The sequence below is a fragment of the Shewanella sp. N2AIL genome, from assembly GCF_022690845.1.
Classification (GTDB): Bacteria; Pseudomonadota; Gammaproteobacteria; order Enterobacterales; family Shewanellaceae; genus Shewanella; species Shewanella baltica.
In genome coordinates this window covers 122,855-141,804 of the sequence record NZ_JALBYT010000010.1, presented here as the reverse complement: position 1 = coordinate 141,804, position 18,950 = coordinate 122,855, and the positions used below count along the sequence as shown (strand labels likewise).

The window sequence follows — 18,950 nt, the reverse complement described above, 5'->3', positions numbered from 1 at the left end:
TGCGCCATCAAGATAAACAAGATCAGGAACATGAGGCTCAATTGTCGTTGCAGATGATGTAGGTTCTTGGAATAGCCCCTTCCAGGGGCAAGTCAAAGCCGCCTTCTAAGAAGGCGGATTCTTTACTTGTGCTGTACTACCGATCCAACAAGCATTTAGGCTGATAGCGCTTTGTGTATTGCTTCGTTTTTAAACGCTTTTTATTGGTATGCTATTCTGGAATCCTTTCTTTAAATATCATCTAGTTAACAATGTTGAATTTATGCTTTGCGAAATGGGGTTGTTGGGCTAAATTAGCCTTATGAACTCGTTATCCGTTTGCTGTGTTGCTTTATTTAACGCACGGAACGAGCTGAAAATAGTAAAAGGTGGATAAAGTTGATTTCGATATATTTGGTTGACGATCATGAGCTTGTGAGAACTGGGATCCGCCGTATCTTAGAAGATGAACGTGGGATCAAAGTGGTGGGCGAAGCCCCTGATGGTGAGACTGCGGTGCAGTGGGCTCGCCAAAATGAAGCCGATGTGATCTTAATGGACATGAATATGCCAGGAATGGGCGGACTGGAAGCCACTCGAAAAATTCTACGTTATCAGCCCCATGCTAAAATAATTGTGTTGACTGTGCACACGGAAGATCCGTTTCCGAGTAAAGTTATGCAGGCTGGCGCTTCGGGTTATTTGACTAAAGGTGCAACGCCACCGGAAGTACTGCAAGCGATACGTCAGGTCTCTCGTGGCCAACGTTATTTATCCCCTGAAATTGCCCAACAGATGGCGCTGAGCCAGTTTAATCCCGCCGATGAAAACCCGTTTAAGTCTCTGTCTGAACGTGAGTTACAAATCATGTTGATGATCACCAACGGCGAGAAGGTAAACGATATTTCTGAGCAGCTGAACTTAAGCCCTAAAACCGTTAACAGTTACCGCTATCGTTTATTTGCCAAACTGGGGATCAGTGGTGATGTTGAGCTAACGCGGTTAGCTATTCGCTATAAGATGTTGGATGCTGGCCATTTTTAATAGTAAGTGAATTTCGTTGGTCGATGGCTTGAGTCGAGTGAGTTCGTGGGTTAAATGTTGCCATGTTGTCTGTGTTAAGTCTGCAAAACTGTAGGTGTAAATGATGTCGACTGAATTTAACGCCCAAAGTTTTTTACGTACGGTTTCATCCTCCGCTGGGGTTTATCGCATGTATGACGTCAAGAATGACGTCATTTATGTGGGTAAAGCCAAAGATCTCAAAAAACGGCTTACCTCGTATTTTCGTAAAAATCTCGCTAATGTTAAGACCCAAGCCTTAGTCTCGCATATACACCATATTGATGTGACGCTGACCCACAGCGAAACCGATGCTCTGTTGCTTGAGAATGATTACATCAAGCAATACATGCCCAAATACAATGTGTTATTGCGTGATGACAAATCTTATCCTTACATACTGTTAAGCCAGCACGAACACCCAAGGCTTGCTTATCATCGTGGTCCGCAGCGGGAAAAAGGCCACTATTTTGGCCCTTATCCTAACGGCGGCGCGGTACGTGAAAGTCTGCATTTAATGCAGAAGCTGTTTCCAATTCGTCAATGTGACGACCTTTACTACAAGTCTCGCTCACGCCCCTGTTTGCAATATCAACTTTCCCGTTGTAGCGCGCCCTGTGTGGGTAAAGTCAGCAACGCCGATTACGACGAGCAAGTGAAACTCGCCAGCCTGTTTTTAAAGGGCAAAGATCAGCAAGTGATCAGCGCCTTGGTTGACAAAATGGAGCTTGCGGCCGAGCGACAAGCTTATGAGCAAGCTGCACGATTTCGCGATCAGATAATGGCGCTGCGTAAAGTCGCCGAACAACAGGAAGTATCGAATAATAAAGGTGATATGGATGTCATCGGTGTGCATTATGCGTCGGGCATCGCCTGTTTCCATTTGCTGTTTATCCGCGAGGGTAAAATCTTTGGCAGTCGCAGCTATTATCCTTCCGTGCCCGCCCAAACCGATATGGACGAAGTGCTGCGCTCTTTCATCCTGCAGTTTTATTTAAATGCGGATATTCAACGCACGATCCCAAAGGAAGTGGTGATTAGCCACAACTTTGAAGAATTACATGAACTCGAAACGGCGATTTCAGAAGCGCTAGATAAAAAGTTTTCGATTAAGACCAATGTGCGTGCCGATAGGGCGAGCTTCTTACGGTTAGCCGTGACCAATGCGACCAATGCCGTGGTTACGCGCTTGTCCCATAAAAATACGGTCGAGCAGCGTTTTGTGTTACTTGAGGAAATCCTTGAATTGAGTACGCCTATTCAACGGATGGAATGTTTCGATATCAGTCATACCATGGGGGAGAGCACGGTTGCCTCCTGTGTGGTGTTCAATCGGGAAGGGCCGCATAAAGGTGAATATCGTCGCTATAATATCGAGGGGATTACACCGGGCGATGATTACGCGGCAATGAAGCAAGCGGTGAGCCGACGCTTCGATAAGATTGAGGCGGGCGGTAAAATCCCTGACATTCTGTTTATCGATGGTGGACTCGGGCAGCTGCGTATCGCCCAGAAGATAGTGGATGAAAAGTTTGTCCATTTAGATAAAGCGCCGCAGCTCATTGGGGTGGCGAAAGGTGAGGGCCGTAAACCTGGACTCGAAACCTTGATCTTAGGAGATACCGAAACCAGCTTTTCCCTCGAAGGTGATTCGCCTGCGTTGCACCTTATTCAACATATTCGTGATGAATCCCATCGATTTGCAATCACTGGCCACCGTAATCGTCGCCAGAAAACCCGCAATACTTCAACACTGGAATCGATTCCTGGAATTGGTCCTAAACGTCGTAAAGCTTTGTTGCAGCATTTAGGTGGCTTGCAAGAAGTGAAAGGAGCAAGTGTGGCGGAATTAGTCAAAGTACCAGGGATCAGCATAGAAATGGCACAAACCATTCATGATGCATTGCGAGGGTGATAAAATTAAGGCAAGATTGGCGCTGCTTTTGACTAACTGGTTTGATCATGCCGTTTAACTTACCTATAGCATTAACTCTTTTCAGGCTTTTTTTACTGCCCATTTTCGTGGTGCTGTTTTATTTACCCTATGACTGGACCCCTTTTGTTGCCGCCTTTACCTTTTGGCTCGCGGCGTTAACGGATGCATTAGATGGTTATGCTGCCCGTAAATTGAAGCAATTAACCCGTTTTGGCGCTTTCCTCGATCCAGTCGCTGACAAGTTGATGGTGATCACAGCCTTAGTGCTGTTAGTCGATCAATACGCCAATATCTGGTTGACTATGCCTGCACTATTTATGATTGGCCGCGAGATTGTCATTTCAGCGTTGAGAGAATGGATGGCTGAGATAGGTAAACGTGGCACTGTCGCCGTGTCTTGGATTGGTAAATATAAAACTGCCGCGCAAATGGTGGCAATTATTGGCCTTATTTGGCAATACAATCCTTTAATGACCAATGCCGCTTTTGTGCTGCTATATATCGCCGCAGTATTAACGTTTTGGTCAATGATGAGTTACATTTTAGCCGCTTGGAAAGATCTGACTGCTGAATAGTGCAATAAAAAATCAAAGAGATTATTTAGTGTGCAAGCAGTAAGTTATCGATAAAACAGCGGTTGACACTGGGTGGTAAATCGGTAGAATGCCACCCCGTAGACAAGAGACGATGTGAAAACAAAATCTTAACGCTACTGAATATTGAAATGTGATATTCGCTCTGTTGGTAAGGTCAAATACGATACCTTGTTGATTTGAGTCAATAGCAAAACACAATGCGACATTAGCTCAGTTGGTAGAGCGATACCTTGCCAAGGTATAGGTCATCGGTTCGAACCCGATATGTCGCTCCAATATTCTTGAAGTCTAATTTTGGTTAATCCGAGTTAGCAACTATGGCGCGATGGCAGAATGGCTATGCTGCGGATTGCAAATCCGTCGATCTCGGTTCGACTCCGGGTCGCGCCTCCATAGATTAATGTATTAATGACACGATTCCCGTTGTTAATATTCAGAGTTTGCCCGAGTGGTGGAATCGGTAGACACAAGGGATTTAAAATCCCTCGCTGGTAACAGCGTGCCAGTTCAAGTCTGGCCTCGGGTACCATTATTTTTGATGATAATGGTAAAAATAAAGTCCTAAGCATTAATAGGGGTTTATTAAAGATTTAGTTGTTGTATTAAGTGTTAGTTATATAGCGTTAATAATATTTTTGACATGATTCCCGTCATTAATATTTAGAGTTTGCCCGAGTGGTGGAATCGGTAGACACAAGGGATTTAAAATCCCTCGCTGGTAACAGCGTGCCAGTTCAAGTCTGGCCTCGGGTACCATTATTTTGTATGAATAGCATAAAGCCTCAACGAAAGTTGGGGCTTTTTTGCATCTGGATTTCCACATTTAGTCAGTGTTGTCCGCGAGAGATTTAAGGCCAAACTTGACTAACACGCTTGGCGTGCCGCTGCCGATAAAAGCTTAAGTCTGGCCTCGGGTACCATTATTCTGTTTGAATAGCATAAAGCCTCAACGAAAGTTGGGGCTTTTTTGCATCTGGATTTCCACATTTAGTCAGTATTGTCCGCGAGAGATTTAAGGCCAAACTTGACTGACACGCTTGGCGTGCCGCTGCCGATAAAAGCTTAAGTCTGGCCTCGGGAACCATTATTCTGTTTGAATAGCATAAAGCCTCAACGAAAGTTGGGGCTTTATGCATCTGGATTTCCACATTTAGTCAGTGTTGTTCGCGAGAGGTTTAAGGCCAAGCTTGACTGACACGCTGGGTGCGCCGTTTCCGATATAAGAGATTATCTCAATGTGTTGAACTAATCTCGCTTGCCTTAGTTAGCAGGACTCCTTGCTGCGGGTTAGTCATGGGGCGGAGTGCTGAAAACCATTGCATCACGTAACGGCGGTACGTTTGAAGCCGATAGCATCATTTTGAAGCAAGCCAGTAGCTATGTTGATTTAACTCTTCTTGTGCCGAGAACTCAGAGCAAAAGCTGTGATATTATTTCGGCGAAATAACAGGTCGTGAGTTTTTTGCTTTGGTTTAACTTATTTATGCTTAGATAAATCTAGGAATGAAAAACTTATCAATAAAATCTCTCGATAAACGCTAGGTATAAAAAAGCGCCAGTAAAGACTGACGCTTTTATTAACCTTACCTTTTTATTAACGCTATAGGGTCGGTTTATGCTCGCTAAGCAAGGGAACTAATTGAGCTCTATTGCCAATCGTCGCTATTCCAGCGGTATAACCAAGTCGCTGCGAGGGGTTTATCGTCTTTCTTCAACTGTAATCTCAGTTCGGCTACATTGGTGCTTTCTGGTTCGAAGCTGACAAATACCCGTGCACCATTGATGTCAGGGTGGGCAACAATCCGAGTAGACAGGATTTTGCCTTTGCTGATGCTGGCATCGATACTAATTTTATCAATATCTTGTGGCTTGATATTACTAAAGTCGACGAGTAACTCTTTACCCTTGCTGAGCACTTGCCCCTTCGAACTGCGGACCACTCGTGCCTTTGACGCGATTGAAGGGCTGTCGTTTGACGCCGTCATACGATAGGAATATTTATATGGTTGATCTTTCTTCAGGCCGCCTTGAGGCTCCCAATAGGCGACTATGTTGTCGTTGGTTTCAGCACTCGATGGGATTTCAATCAACACCAGCTGACCCTTGCCCCAATCATTAAGTGGCTCAATCCACGCTGAAGGGCGAAGTTGATAGTTTGCACTCAGATCTTGATAGTCTTCAAACTTACGATGGCGCTGGATCAGACCAAAACCTTTAATATCTTCATCGGCAAAGGCGCTGACTTGCAGTTTGTTGGGATTATTTAAGGGGCGCCATAGACGTTCGCCATTGCCGCGATCGATTTGCAAGCCGTCTGAGTTGTGTACTTCAGGGCGGTAATCGGGTTTATCCGAGTTATCTAATCCACCAAACAGGAACATAGAGGTCAGCGGTGCAAGGCCAACATGTTGAATATCTTTGCGTGGGAACAGGGTTACATCCACTTCGACACGTGATGGTGCGCCAGGGTAAATACCAAAACGATAGGCCCCCGTGACACTTTGGCTGTCTAGCAGGGCATGCACCACAATCGCCGTTTGGTATTTGGATGGTCGTTCAACCCAAAAGCGCTTAAACAATGGATATTCTTCGCCTTTAGGTTGGGCGACATCGATTGCTAAACCGCGATTAGATAAGCCATAGGTTTGGCCTTTAGACAGTAAGCGAAAATAGCTCGCGCCTTGAAACATGATGAATTCATCTTTCATTTCATCGTCATTGATGGGGTAATGCAAACGCACGCCAGCATATTGACCTAATTGGGTGATGAGTTTTTCAATGGCGTCACTGGGCACATCGAACGAGGCCTCAGTGAGCTCTATCGGTATCGCTTTGCTGTTTTCGACCACGTCGATATCGACAAGGTTTTTATAGAGAAAACCCGGAGCAAAAAGCTGTACCGAAAATTTAGTGGGTGTACCGCCCCAAATCGCGGCATTTTCTTGATAATTGATTTTGCCATAGGTGGCAAAATCAAGATCGATCAGCTCTTTAGGCGCTTTCTTGGCTTCTTTAAATGGCTTTTGCGACAGTTGTTGCGCGAGTTCGACTACAGTATCGTGGGTAAAATTTTTAGATTTTTTTTCTGGGACAGGCGCAGGTGCTGCGGTTGTCTCTGCGGCATTGACGTTATTGATGCCGACGACGTAGACGATGGCGGTCAAGATGAAAAAAGGTAGTTTTTTGAGTAATGCCGGATAACCGGTAGGGTAATTCATCATATGATTCATTCGCAAAATGGAAACTCCTTACTAAAATGACGCTGATCCATAGGCAGATATGCAATATGTTTCAGTCTAGCTAAAGATGTTTGAACTATTTAATCCCTAATTATTAATAAGTTGTCTGCGACAAAGCCCTAAGTTGTTGGATTCGAATAGTTGTGGCGAGCAGTAATTTTACCTTCGAAGCTTGATATTTGTAACATAAATTATGGCGGATGCAATTTAGCCGTTGTATGCCACATTACTCTGTTGATACCTCAATCAAATGAATGTGCCCTCTATTAAACCCTTGGTTGCTTAGTGAATTCAGTAATGAAGGTTAATTTGATAACAACCGATATAGTTCAAACGATGACTTAAAGAAAACAATATTAGTGGCTGAGGCTCACATTATTTTGTGAGCCTCAAAAAAGTGACTCTGAACATGCCTTTCAGAGCGATGGCTTGAGTAAGTTTGAGAGATCGCTGCCCACAGGGATAGGTATTTCTTGCTGTTCTCCGCAGAACAAATACGCAGGTTGGTTACCTAAGAGTGAGAGTTTGTCTCCCTGACGCCACAGGGCTGAGCCTTCAACTATGCCGACCACAGGGGTTAATGGGTCAACTTTAGTGAACTCTAATAACCGCTGGGCACGGGTTTCACCATTGTGGCCAGGTGCTTGGTAATTGGAATAATGCGGATTGAGCTGGAACGGTACTAAGTTTAATGCGTTAAACGACGGCGGCTCGATGATGGGCATATCGTTCGTGGTGCGAATGCTCAGTCCCGATACGTTAGAACCCGCACTCCAGCCGATATAAGGTTTACCAAGGGCGACTTGCTCACCAATCAGCGTTACCAGATCATAGCGATATAGTTGGTGCAATAAATGAAAAGTGTTGCCGCCACCGATTAAAATACCGTCGGCATCTTTAATCGCTTGTTGTGGATCGGGATGCTGGTGAATGCCACTGATATCGAGTTCAAGCTCACTTAACCCTGTCACTACAGACGCCAAATAAGTGTCATAACTCATGCTGACGCCAGCATAGGGAATAAAAATCCATTTCTGCGCCTTGGCGGTAAGCGGTTTAATAAAAGGGATCGCGTGGGCAAGGTAAGGTGTATCACCGACACGAGAGCTGCTCAGTAGTAGGGCATTGATTGTCATTTTATATCCTGAAATCTCGGAATGTGCTGGCATGTTAACAAAGATTAATCCCGATAAACATAGAGAAATAAAGCAGAATTGCGCTGTAGCACTGATAGCCGCTAGATTTAAGTTTCGATTAATATACTGTCCCTAGACTCTCGAACCATGAAAGACAGTGCCTATATACGAGAAAGATAACCTAATTTAAAAACTCTTTTCTTTTACCACTTGAATTTCGATGATTTGGACATATTATGTCTTTGAACAAAGTTAAATGGCACATTCTTGCCCTAAAGGAGCTGAAATGAAGCGTATATTTTTATTGATTGCGACTAACCTAGCTGTGTTGCTAGTAGCCTCAATTGTAATGTCTATTCTAGGCGTGAACACGTCTACTATGGGTGGACTGCTGGTGTTCGCTGCCATTTTTGGATTCGGTGGGGCCTTTATCAGCTTAGCCATTTCAAAATGGATGGCGAAAAAGACCATGGGTTGTGAAGTGATCACTACCCCACGTGACAGTACCGAACGTTGGTTAGTGGAGACGGTTGCCCGTCAAGCTAAGCAAGCGGGGATTAAAATGCCAGAAGTGGCGATTTATCAATCACCCGACATGAACGCGTTCGCTACAGGCCCAAGTAAAGACAACTCTTTAGTGGCTGTGAGTACGGGTCTGTTATATGGCATGAGCCAAGATGAAATCGAAGGCGTATTGGCCCACGAAGTGAGCCACGTTGCTAACGGTGACATGGTGACCTTGACACTGATCCAAGGTGTGGTGAACACCTTCGTGATCTTCGCGGCCCGTGTGGTTGCTGGCATTATCAATAACTTCGTGTCGAGCAATGATGAAGAAGGCGAAGGTTTAGGCATGTTTGCTTACATGGCCGTGGTTTTCGTGCTGGATATGCTATTCGGTATCTTGGCTTCAATCATCGTCGCTTACTTCTCACGTATTCGTGAGTACAAAGCCGATGAAGGCGCGGCCCGTTTAGCGGGTAAAGGTAAGATGATTGCTGCGCTTGAGCGTTTACGCCAAGGCCCTGAAAGTACGGCTATGCCTGCACAAATGTCAGCCTTCGGTATTAACGGCAAACGTTCAATGGCAGAAATGATGATGAGTCATCCTCCATTAGAGAAACGTATTGCTGCGTTAAGAGCGAGCTAATAAAGAGTGAGTTAACTCTTAAATGTTAAATGTGAGTGCTTAAGATTCACTTGATATTAGATTGAAGGCTTTTAACATCGGGCTCAAACTTTGGTTTGAGCCCGATTTTTTATGCCTGCAGCAAATTATGCTGCGCGGTTGCCGCAAGGGCACGGTAAACCAGTGTCGTTTGTTTTGCTTTGATATTCCAATGCTGCCAAAACAGCGGCACGCGCATGCGCCGTTCAGGGGTGATCTCAATCAGTATCCCTTTATCGATTAATGGTTTAGCTTGTAAATGCCCAACGAGCCCATAACCTAAACTCAAGTTAATCGCTTCTAAAAAGCTCTCGGAAGAGGGGATAGTATGTTGCCACCATTGCCCTGGCGTCATATTGAAATACTGGGCGAGAAACTTCTCATGCAACTTATCTTTGGTGGAGAACACTACCGCTGGCGCCTTTGCTAACTGAGCTTGGTTGATGGTGTTGAATGACGAGGTGTCACTAAATGATGGAGTGTCGCTCAGATCGCTAAAATAGCGCGCGGCAAATTCGGGCGTGGCCACACAAAGGTATTCCATGGTGCCTAAAAACTCACTGCTGCAACCCGCCATCGGCACTTCGGTTGTGGTGACACATCCGACCGCTTCACCATTTTTCAATAGATGATGGGTGTAAGACTCATCATCGACAATTAATTCCAATAACCAAGCGTGGCGACTGAACATGCCTGCTAGCGCAGGTAAAAACCACGTGGCCAAACTGTCGGCATTTACAGCGATGCGCACTGTGGTTGGATGGTTGGGATCGTCGGCGTCCATCTCGGCTCTTAATTCACTCTCAAGTAATTGCACCTGCGAATAGTGGCGCAGCAGGCGTTTGCCTGTGGGGGTGGCGACCACGGGATTGGAGCGAATAAGTAATGACTGACCGACTTTCTCCTCAAGCTGCCGAATGCGTTGCGACACCGCCGACTGGGTGATGTGCAGCACTTTGGCGGCGCGATCGAAACCGCCTTCCGAGACCACAACAGCAAGGGCTTTGAGATTGGCGTATTCAAGCATAGTCATCCTTAATCGATGTGTGTTTGATGATTATTAATTTTACTTATGATACATAAAAAACATTAGTTATATTAATTTTGTTGTTTTGACTATGCTAGCGCCTTCTTCGAACATGAGAGGTGGTTATGCAAGCGGCATTTATACAAGGTATGGGAATTGGTGGCAGTTTGATTATTGCTGTAGGCGCGCAAAATGCCTTTGTGCTTAAGCAAGGTATCAAGCGCTCGTACCCGTTACCGATTGCCTTGCTCTGCTCTATGATTGATGCGCTGATGATCACTGCGGGTGTGGCGGGGCTGGGGCACATCATTGAATCTTTCCCGACCATTAAGCATGTGGCGAGTTTCGGTGGCGCCGCGTTTCTACTCTGGTATGGCGCGAATGCGCTCAAGGCATCGTTTGTGGCCAAGGGCATTGAGATGGAGCAGGCTGATAGTGCCGATACCTTCAAAAAGGCCGTGTTGACTACGCTTGGGATCAGTCTGCTTAATCCGCATTTGTACCTCGACACTGTGGTGCTGCTCGGCAGTATCAGCACTCAATTTGATGATTTACATCGACCTTGGTTTGGCGCCGGTGCCGTATTGGCATCGTTTATTTGGTTCTTCGGCTTAAGTTTTGGTGCGCGTTTGCTGGCGCCAATTTTTACTCGCCCAGCAGCATGGCGTTATCTTGACCGTTTTATATGGCTAACCATGTGGAGTATTGCCGCCGCGATTATTTGGCCCTATGTGGCAGGATAAACCGACGCTGAGATGCTATGAAATGTGGACATAGCTGAATGGTTTTGCGGATTTTTTGCTCGGTTAGATCGTATCTTGTGATATGAAAGTGAAAATTTTTCATGAAAAAGGTCCTGATTTCAGGACCTTTTCGTTATCAATTGCCGATTATTTATTCAGCCTACCGACATCAACTGACGACGTTTACATTTTACTGTCGATTAAAGCAGCAGCTTGACGTGTCTTATTAGTCGTCATATCAGCCATTAACCCGCGATTTGCGCGAGTACGACTTCATGGTGATCTTTGGTTTTAAACTTATCGAACACGTGGGCAATAGTGCCATCGGTATTGATAAGGAAGCTTAATCTGTGGATGCCATCATAGGTTTTTCCCATGAATTTCTTTTCGCCCCAGACCCCAAAAGCATCGGCGACACTGTGGTCTTCATCGCTCAATAAGGTAAAGTTGAGCGCTTGTTTTTCAGCAAATTTGGCCAGCTTAGCCACAGGATCTGGGCTGATGCCAAATACCGTCACATTATGGCTATCGAGCGCGGCTTTGCTGTCACGTAGGCCGCAGGCTTGCACTGTACAACCCGGAGTCGCTGCTTTAGGGTAAAAGTACACTAAAACAGGACCTTGCTTAAGGCTGTCGGCCAGTGAAACTGACGTGCCATGTTGATCATGCAGGGTAAATTGAGGCGCTTTTGCCCCAGCCGTTAAGGTATTCATCTATTATCCTCTGTCCTCTAAAATGGCTGTGCCTTCCATACGACGAATAGTGCAATCTAAGGTCATATCTTGGGCGAGTTGATAGATACTCTGTTCGAGCTTTTCTAGTTCAACTTTTTCAGGAATATTAATGGTCAGCGACACGTTTTGCGTCTGCTCACTGTCAGGTAATTCTTCAGAGAAAGAGCGCACTGCAGCCAGATCTAATGACCTGTCGGCAAGGAACTGGGTAATGCGTTTTATCGTGCCGCGCTGGTCTTTACCCGTGAAGCGAACTTCAAGGCGAGAAAGGTAATTTTGTGGTGTGTGTTTAGAGGTACGTTTCATCACTGTCAGCAGTTCTAACTCAACGCTGAGACTGGGGAGCATGCTTTCAATTTTCGTTATTGATGCCCACGAGCCTGACAACATCATGATAAGGGTAAATTCGTTACCAAATAATGCCATACGGCTGTCGACGATATCGCAGTCACAGTCACTGGCAAGACGAGCTAGTTTACTTACGAGTCCAGGACGGTCGAGACCCATCGCTGTTACGACCAGGAAATTGGTCATGAATTTTCCTCACTTTTTCGATATCATAGAGCGAAAACTCAGGGTTGAAGCTGAGTTTTTGTGCGGGATGTAATGCTACCATAACTAATTCAATTTGAGAGCCCCGTTAATGCTTGTCATTAGTGGTTGGCATCAGTACCATAGCGAATCCTGAAATCTTGGGGAAAGTCAGATGATAAACGGAAGCATCGTAGCCTTAATCACGCCAATGAACAGTGATGGCTCAGTAGATTTTGCAAGTCTTGAAAGGTTAGTCGAATTCCATATTGACCAAGGCACAGATGCCATTGTGGCCGTTGGTACTACTGGCGAGTCAGCGACTCTGCCTATGTCTGAGCATGTAACGGTCGTTTCACAAACCGTTAAATTTGCTGCGGGCCGTGTTCCTGTCATTGGTGGCAATGGTGCCAATGCCACATCTGAAGCCGTTGAGCTCACCAAGTCCTTATCTAAGGTGGGTGTTGCCGCTATGCTTGGCGTAACGCCATATTATAATAAGCCAACTCCTAAGGGATTGATTGCGCATTATAAAGCGGTTGCTGCCAGCACAGATATTCCACAAATTCTTTATAATGTCCCTGGCCGTACTGCCGTTGATATGTTGCCAGAAACCGTAGCCGAGTTAGTCAACGTGAGCAACATTATTGGCGTGAAAGAAGCGACTGGTGACTTATCCCGTGTAAAACGTCTGCGCGAACTGTGCGGCGACGATTTTCTCTTGTATAGCGGCGATGATGCCACTGCCAGAGAGTTCTTACTCTTAGGCGGTAATGGTGTGATTTCAGTCGCTAACAACATAGTGCCACAAGCGTTTAAAGCTATGTGTGATGCGGCGCTGGCGGGTAATGCTGAGCTTGCACTGAGTATAGACACACCACTGCGCGGTTTATACAGCACACTATTTTGTGAAGCCAATCCTATCCCAGTAAAATGGGCTGCCCATCGCATGGGTTTGATTGAATGTGGCCATATTCGTTTACCTTTGACTGAACTTTCTGAGCAATGTCATGGTCTGTTGATAGAAGCAATGACTCGTGCCCAGATAGAGGTTAAATAATTAATGTTAAAGAAAGTCACCCCACTGATCTTAGTTGCTGCCGTTGCAGCCTGTAGTTCGCCACTTGAGCGTCGCCAAGCGAACGGTACTGAAGACTATGTTCAGGCTGAGCAAGCGCCTTTGCTTAAAATCCCTGCTGGATTAAAAACGCCGCCCTACAATAAAGAATTTGATGTGCCAGCATTGGGCCCTAAAGCCAATGCTACAGTCTACGGTAAAAATTTGGATATCCGTCCGCCACTGCAAGTACTGCCTATGGCTGAAGGTACTCACGTGGAAGAGGGCAGCGACAACATTAAAATCGTGGTCGAATCTATCGACAATACAGTGGACTTGAAACAAGAAATCTTTAGCAACTTAGATGGTTTCTTGGCCCAAAAAGGTATCGCTGTTCGTAGCCGTGATTTTGATAAAGGCAACATAGAAACCGATTGGATCGAAAGTCGTGAAGTGATCGAATCAAACATGTGGGGCTCAGATAAAGTTTATCTGCTGCGTCAACGCTATCGTTTTGATGTGGAAACGCGCCCACATGGTCGTACAGCGAATATCGTTATTCACTTAGTTGAACACGAAGAGTTTTACGACGATAAAGCACAAGACGTGTTATTAAGTGGCGAAGATAAGCAAAGATACACGATTGATATGCTGAACAGTGCTATTGCGTACATCAGCGTTAAACGTGACCAAGCGATCCAAGCGAATCGTTTGAAGCAAACCTTAGGTATCAATGTTGATTTAGTCACGCCAGAAGAAGGCAAAGCCTACTGGTCTGCTAAAGCCCCTTACAAACAAGTGTGGGATCGTCTGCGTATCGTGCTGCCGGAAATGGGCTTCGAAATTGCCGATATGGATAGCGCGAAAGGATTGTACTTTATCAAGTTTGACGATAACTCGGGTTTCTGGAGTTCATTGTGGGGCGACGATAAGTTAGCGCTAAAAGAAGGCAGCTACCGTTTACTGCTCGAAGATGGCGATACGCCTGAAGAGACTAAGATCTTCCTCCGCGATGCTGAAGATCAGCCATTGAGCGATGAAGTCGTTACCAATGTGTATCAGTCACTGTCAAACCTGATGAAAGAAGAACGCAAACTGCGTTAATTTCAATGGTTGATGAGAGAAGGGCGAATTATCGCCCTTTTTTATTGGCTGCGATTTATGGAACGGTGGTTGACGATTATCTAAGCAAACGGTGTTTTAGGATTTAATTGTCTACATATCAATATTTTTTGAATGGTTTTAGCAATAAGTTCCGCTGGATTTGTCATTTTTAGAGATAATCACTAATCACCCTCGTTATCGTACTGCATTCTGGCTATTCTGCCATGTATATCGCCAAAGACACTTAATCACACATATTTTGCGCTATCAGCGTAATTTGTAAGAAAAAGTAAAACGTATTGATGCGATGATGTGAGTGAGTAAACTAGCCGTCATTAATGCGAGTCATCCCTTGGAAGCCCGATGAAAAAAATTATTCTAATAATCGCTCTATTGGCTGCGGCATGGTTTGGATATCAAGCCATGCAACCGCAAGAGATTGCCAAAGCGCAAGTTAACCTTATGCCCAACGTGGTGATTGCCACCGCCGCGATGGCACCTATTCGCGATGAAGTGGAAGCCATCGGCACCAACAAAGCCGCGGAATCAGTGACTATAACCCCTAAAGTCACCGACATAGTGACAGCGATTAAGTTTGATGATGGTGACATAGTTAAGAAGGGGGACTTGTTAGTCCAACTGCAAAATGCGGAACAGATTGCTAAGGTAAAAGCCGCGCAAGTTAAAGTCAGTGATAATCAACGTGAATTCAACCGTATCAGTTCGTTAGTCACGAGCCGCACTGTGGCAGAGTTAGAACGCGACAGATTACAAACCCTTATCGATACCACCCGCGCAGAGCTTGAACAGGCGCAAGCATCACTCAATGATCGCAGTATTCTTGCGCCTTTTAATGGCCGTTTAGGTTTACGTCAAATCAGTGTCGGCAGCCTAGTGTCGCCCGGCACTGCGATCACTACCTTGGATGATATCTCTAAGATTAAACTCGATTTTTCAGTGCCTGAGCGTTTTATTCAAGATTTGGCCCCAGGTAAGAAAGTTGAAGCCAAAGCTGTGGCCTTTCCTGATTTTACCTTCAAAGGCGTAGTGACCTCGATTGACAGCCGCGTAAACCCAACGACGCGCACTGTGATTGTCCGCGCCGAAATCCCTAATCCTGAGCTGCGTTTATTACCGGGCATGTTGATGAAAGTCAAACTCATAAAACGTAGCCGCGAAGCCTTGATGTTGCCAGAATCTGCCATTATCCCGATCCAAAATGATCACTTTGTTTACAGCGTTAATGCCGACAATGTGATTGAGCGTAAACAAGTCACTATCGGGATTCGTACCCGTGGTTGGGTGGAAATTTTAGACGGTTTAGCCTTGGGCGAAAACGTGGTGATCCGTGGCTTATTGAAAGTCCATCCTGGGGATAAAGTGCAAACGGAGTTTGCGGAAAAGTTTAGTTATCTTGCGGATACGAGCGCGGAGCCAAGTGTATGATCCTGACTGATCTCTCGGTAAAACGTCCCGTATTTGCCTCAGTGATCAGCTTGCTGCTGGTCGCTTTCGGGCTTGTCTCCTTTGATAAGCTGCCCCTGCGTGAATACCCAAACATCGATCCTCCTGTGGTGTCTATCGACACTAACTACCGCGGCGCCAGTGCCGCCGTGGTAGAAAGCCGCATTACCCAATTGATTGAAGACAGGATCAGCGGCGTCGAAGGCATTCGGCACGTGAGTTCATCGAGCAGTGATGGCCGTTCATCCGTCACCTTAGAGTTTGATATTAGCCGTAATATTGAAGATGCCGCTAACGATGTACGCGACCGTATTTCTGGCTTACTCGACAATTTACCCGAGGAAGCCGATCCCCCAGAAGTGCAAAAAGCCAATGGCGGCGATGAAGTGATCATGTGGCTCAATTTGGTGTCGGATCAAATGACCACCCTCGAATTGACCGATTACACTAACCGTTATTTAGCCGACCGCTTTTCTGTGGTCGATGGTGTGGCGCGGATGCGTATCGGTGGAGGTAAAGTGTATGCGATGCGGATATGGCTAGACAGACAAGCCTTGGCATCGCGCAGTTTAACGGTTGCTGATGTAGAGGCTGCGCTTAGAGCCGAGAATGTCGAGTTACCCGCAGGTTCGATTGAATCTAAGGAGCGGCACTTTACGGTGAGGCTCGAGCGGGGTTATCGCACCGCAGAAGATTTCGCGAACTTAGTGATCACCCAAGGGGAAGACGGTTATTTAGTTAAACTGGGGGATGTCGCGCGGGTGGAAATCGGCTCTGAAGAAGAGCGGATTATGTTCCGTGGTAACAAAGAGGCGATGATAGGTTTAGGCGTGTCTAAGCAGTCAACCGCCAATACCTTGGAAGTGGCGCGCGCGGTGAATGCACTGGTTGATAAAATTAACCCAACCTTGCCAGCGGGCATGTCCATTAAGCGCAGCTACGATAGCTCAGTGTTCATCGAAGCCTCGATTAAAGAAGTGTACCAAACCCTGTTCACTGCGATGGTCTTAGTGATTATCGTGATTTATCTGTTCCTTGGCAGTGTGCGCGCCATGTTGATCCCCGCGATCACTGTGCCGGTGTCCCTGCTCGGCACCTTTATTGTGCTGTATGCGCTTGGCTATACCATTAACCTCTTGACCTTGTTGGCGATGATCCTCGCCATCGGCATGGTGGTGGACGATGCGATTGTGATGCTAGAAAACATCCATAGACGTATCGAAGAAGGGGACTCACCGCTCAAAGCCGCTTTTCTCGGTGCGCGTGAAGTGGCCTTTGCGGTCATCGCCACCACCTTAGTCTTGGTGGCAGTGTTTATGCCAATCACTTTCCTAGAGGGCGACTTAGGTAAACTATTCAAAGAGTTTGCAGTGACCATGAGTGCAGCGGTGCTGTTTTCAAGTATAGTCGCGCTAACGCTCACACCTATGATGTGTTCTAAGTTACTCAAGCCGAGCTCGCAGGATTCTTGGTTGGTGCGTAAGGTCGACGGCATCATGACCAAAGTGTCAAACCGCTATCAATTGTCGTTAAAATCCGCCATGGCTCACCCGTTATTGATGTCGGTTTTGGTGTTGATCGCGTTAGGCTCTAGCGCTTATTTGGTCCAAAAAGTACCGCAGGAATTTGCGCCGCAGGAAGACCGAGGCTCGTTATTCTTGATGGTCAACGGACCGCAAGGCGCGAGTTACGAATACATAGAGTCCTACATGAATGAGGTGGAAAACCGTTTGATGCCGCTGGTCGACACGGGTGATATCAAACGTCTGCTGATCCGTGCTCCCCGTGGCTTTGGCCGCTCGGCGGATTTCTCTAACGGTATGGCCATTGTCGTGCTGGAAGATTGGGGTAAACGTCGCCCGGTGAAAGAAGTGATCGCAGACATTAACAAACGTCTTGCCGATCTCGCTGGGGTGCAAGCGTTTCCTGTGATGCGCCAAGCCTTTGGCCGTGGCGTCGGTAAACCTGTGCAGTTTGTGATTGGCGGCCCAAGCTACGAAGAGCTGGCCCGCTGGCGCGATATCATGATGCAAAAGGCGGCACAGAATCCTAAATTACTCGGCTTAGATCACGACTATAAAGAGACTAAGCCGCAGCTTCGCGTCGTCATCGACAGAGACAGAGCCGCGAGCCTTGGGGTATCGATTTCAAATATTGGCCGTACGCTGGAATCCATGCTGGGCTCACGCTTAGTCACGACCTTTATGCGTGACGGTGAAGAATACGATGTGATCATTGAAGGCGAGCGCGGTAATCAAAATACCGCAGCGGATCTGCAAAACATCTACGTGCGTTCCGAGCGGACTCAAGAACTTATCCCGCTGTCGAACTTAGTGACGGTGGAAGAGTTTGCCGACGCCAGTTCGCTTAACCGTTACAACCGCATGCGCGCTATCACCATAGAAGCCAGTTTAGAAGATGGTTATAGCCTAGGTGAAGCCCTTGATTATATGAATCAATTGGCGCGTGCTTATTTGCCAGCAGAGGCGGTAATTAGCTATAAGGGTCAATCCCTCGATTATCAAGAGTCGGGTAGCTCTATGTACTTCGTGTTCTTGCTCGCGCTGGGAATTGTATTCCTCGTGCTGGCGGCGCAGTTCGAGAGTTACATTCACCCTATGGTGATCATGCTGACTGTGCCGCTGGCGACCGTGGGCGCCTTAATTGGTTTGTGGCTCACGGGGCAGAGTCTTAATATTTACAGTCAGATAGGCATTATTATGCTGGTCGGGTTGGCGGCCAAAAACGGCATCTTGATTGTCGAGTTTGCGAACCAATTGCGGGATAAAGGCGTTGATTTTGATAAGGCGATTATCCAAGCCTCGGCGCAGCGTCTACGACCTATTCTCATGACAGGCATCACCACCGCCGCTGGCGCCGTACCTTTGGTCATGGCCGCAGGCGCGGGCGCTGAAACCCGTTTTGTGATTGGTGTGGTTGTGTTGTCGGGGATTTTACTGGCAACCCTATTCACTATCTTCGTGATCCCCGCCGCTTATGGACTCTTTGCCCGTAACAGTGGATCGCCCGAAGCCATAGCCCAACAGTTAGAAAAAGAACTAGCCCAAGACTAACGCCTACATCGGCTGATGTTCAAAGCACACATATAGGCGCTTGGTATTCATCAAGCGCCTTATTTTTCGCCATTCGAACCTCGTTTTAGCCCTTGCCCTT

Annotated in this window: 14 protein-coding genes and 4 tRNA genes; 13 read left to right on the top strand and 5 right to left on the bottom strand. The window is 46.5% G+C overall.

What is annotated here, in order from left to right:
- Positions 1–378 precede the first annotated feature (378 nt).
- From uvrY to MO387_RS08410, 7 genes are all read left to right on the top strand, one after another.
- Entirely contained in the window at positions 379–1,023 is a 645-nt protein-coding gene (gene uvrY / locus MO387_RS08440) for a UvrY/SirA/GacA family response regulator transcription factor (protein WP_006082070.1), read from the top strand.
- A gap of 103 nt (positions 1,024–1,126) precedes the next feature.
- Positions 1,127–2,956, top strand: coding sequence for an excinuclease ABC subunit UvrC (gene uvrC / locus MO387_RS08435; RefSeq protein ID WP_107947979.1), 1,830 nt, complete (start codon positions 1,127–1,129; stop codon positions 2,954–2,956).
- Between the two features lie 47 nt (positions 2,957–3,003).
- The gene (gene pgsA / locus MO387_RS08430) at positions 3,004–3,552 is read left to right on the top strand and encodes a CDP-diacylglycerol--glycerol-3-phosphate 3-phosphatidyltransferase (protein ID WP_006082068.1); all 549 of its coding nucleotides are present in this window, start codon (positions 3,004–3,006) and stop codon (positions 3,550–3,552) included.
- 220 nt (positions 3,553–3,772) lie between these two features.
- Positions 3,773–3,848: transfer RNA gene (locus MO387_RS08425), tRNA-Gly, on the top strand.
- Between the two features lie 44 nt (positions 3,849–3,892).
- A tRNA-Cys gene (locus MO387_RS08420) sits at positions 3,893–3,966 on the top strand.
- Positions 3,967–4,015: 49 nt separating this feature from the next.
- Positions 4,016–4,102 (top strand) — tRNA-Leu (locus MO387_RS08415).
- Positions 4,103–4,242: 140 nt separating this feature from the next.
- Positions 4,243–4,329: transfer RNA gene (locus MO387_RS08410), tRNA-Leu, on the top strand.
- Positions 4,330–5,219: 890 nt separating this feature from the next.
- Here MO387_RS08410 and MO387_RS08405 read toward each other — a convergent pair.
- Positions 5,220–6,803, bottom strand: coding sequence for a glucan biosynthesis protein G (locus tag MO387_RS08405; protein ID WP_234420950.1), 1,584 nt, complete (start codon positions 6,801–6,803; stop codon positions 5,220–5,222).
- Positions 6,804–7,228: 425 nt separating this feature from the next.
- Positions 7,229–7,948 (bottom strand): dipeptidase PepE, encoded by a 720-nt coding sequence (gene pepE / locus MO387_RS08400; RefSeq protein WP_107947974.1) that lies wholly within the window; start codon positions 7,946–7,948, stop codon positions 7,229–7,231.
- A gap of 286 nt (positions 7,949–8,234) precedes the next feature.
- Here pepE and htpX point away from each other — a divergent pair, with 286 nt between their 5' ends.
- A complete protein-coding gene (htpX, locus tag MO387_RS08395; protein ID WP_006082065.1) occupies positions 8,235–9,098 on the top strand; it encodes a protease HtpX in 864 nt (287 codons plus the stop codon).
- Between the two features lie 109 nt (positions 9,099–9,207).
- Here the strand turns inward: htpX and MO387_RS08390 are convergent, their stop codons facing one another.
- Positions 9,208–10,143, bottom strand: a complete 936-nt coding sequence (locus MO387_RS08390; protein ID WP_107947972.1) for a LysR family transcriptional regulator ArgP — start codon at positions 10,141–10,143, stop codon at positions 9,208–9,210.
- Positions 10,144–10,268: 125 nt separating this feature from the next.
- On the opposite strand from MO387_RS08390, the gene MO387_RS08385 reads away from it, so the two are divergent.
- Complete coding sequence (locus MO387_RS08385) at positions 10,269–10,886, top strand: LysE/ArgO family amino acid transporter (protein ID WP_107947970.1); 618 nt, start codon at positions 10,269–10,271, stop codon at positions 10,884–10,886.
- 245 nt (positions 10,887–11,131) lie between these two features.
- On the opposite strand, the gene bcp is transcribed toward MO387_RS08385, so the two are convergent.
- Entirely contained in the window at positions 11,132–11,599 is a 468-nt protein-coding gene (gene bcp, locus MO387_RS08380) for a thioredoxin-dependent thiol peroxidase (protein WP_012587436.1), read from the bottom strand.
- Between the two features lie 3 nt (positions 11,600–11,602).
- The gene (locus MO387_RS08375) at positions 11,603–12,154 is read right to left on the bottom strand and encodes an ACT domain-containing protein (protein WP_012089477.1); all 552 of its coding nucleotides are present in this window, start codon (positions 12,152–12,154) and stop codon (positions 11,603–11,605) included.
- A gap of 172 nt (positions 12,155–12,326) precedes the next feature.
- On the opposite strand from MO387_RS08375, the gene dapA reads away from it, so the two are divergent.
- The 4 genes from dapA (at position 12,327) to MO387_RS08355 (ending at position 18,850) form a co-directional block, all read left to right on the top strand.
- Positions 12,327–13,211 (top strand): 4-hydroxy-tetrahydrodipicolinate synthase, encoded by an 885-nt coding sequence (gene dapA / locus MO387_RS08370; RefSeq protein WP_107947968.1) that lies wholly within the window; start codon positions 12,327–12,329, stop codon positions 13,209–13,211.
- 3 nt (positions 13,212–13,214) lie between these two features.
- Positions 13,215–14,312 (top strand): outer membrane protein assembly factor BamC, encoded by a 1,098-nt coding sequence (gene bamC / locus MO387_RS08365; RefSeq protein ID WP_107947966.1) that lies wholly within the window; start codon positions 13,215–13,217, stop codon positions 14,310–14,312.
- 363 nt (positions 14,313–14,675) lie between these two features.
- A complete protein-coding gene (locus tag MO387_RS08360; RefSeq protein ID WP_107947964.1) occupies positions 14,676–15,758 on the top strand; it encodes an efflux RND transporter periplasmic adaptor subunit in 1,083 nt (360 codons plus the stop codon).
- Positions 15,755–18,850, top strand: a complete 3,096-nt coding sequence (locus MO387_RS08355) for an efflux RND transporter permease subunit (protein ID WP_006082057.1) — start codon at positions 15,755–15,757, stop codon at positions 18,848–18,850. The genes MO387_RS08360 and MO387_RS08355 overlap by 4 nt, the downstream gene beginning before the upstream one ends.
- Positions 18,851–18,950 lie beyond the last annotated feature (100 nt).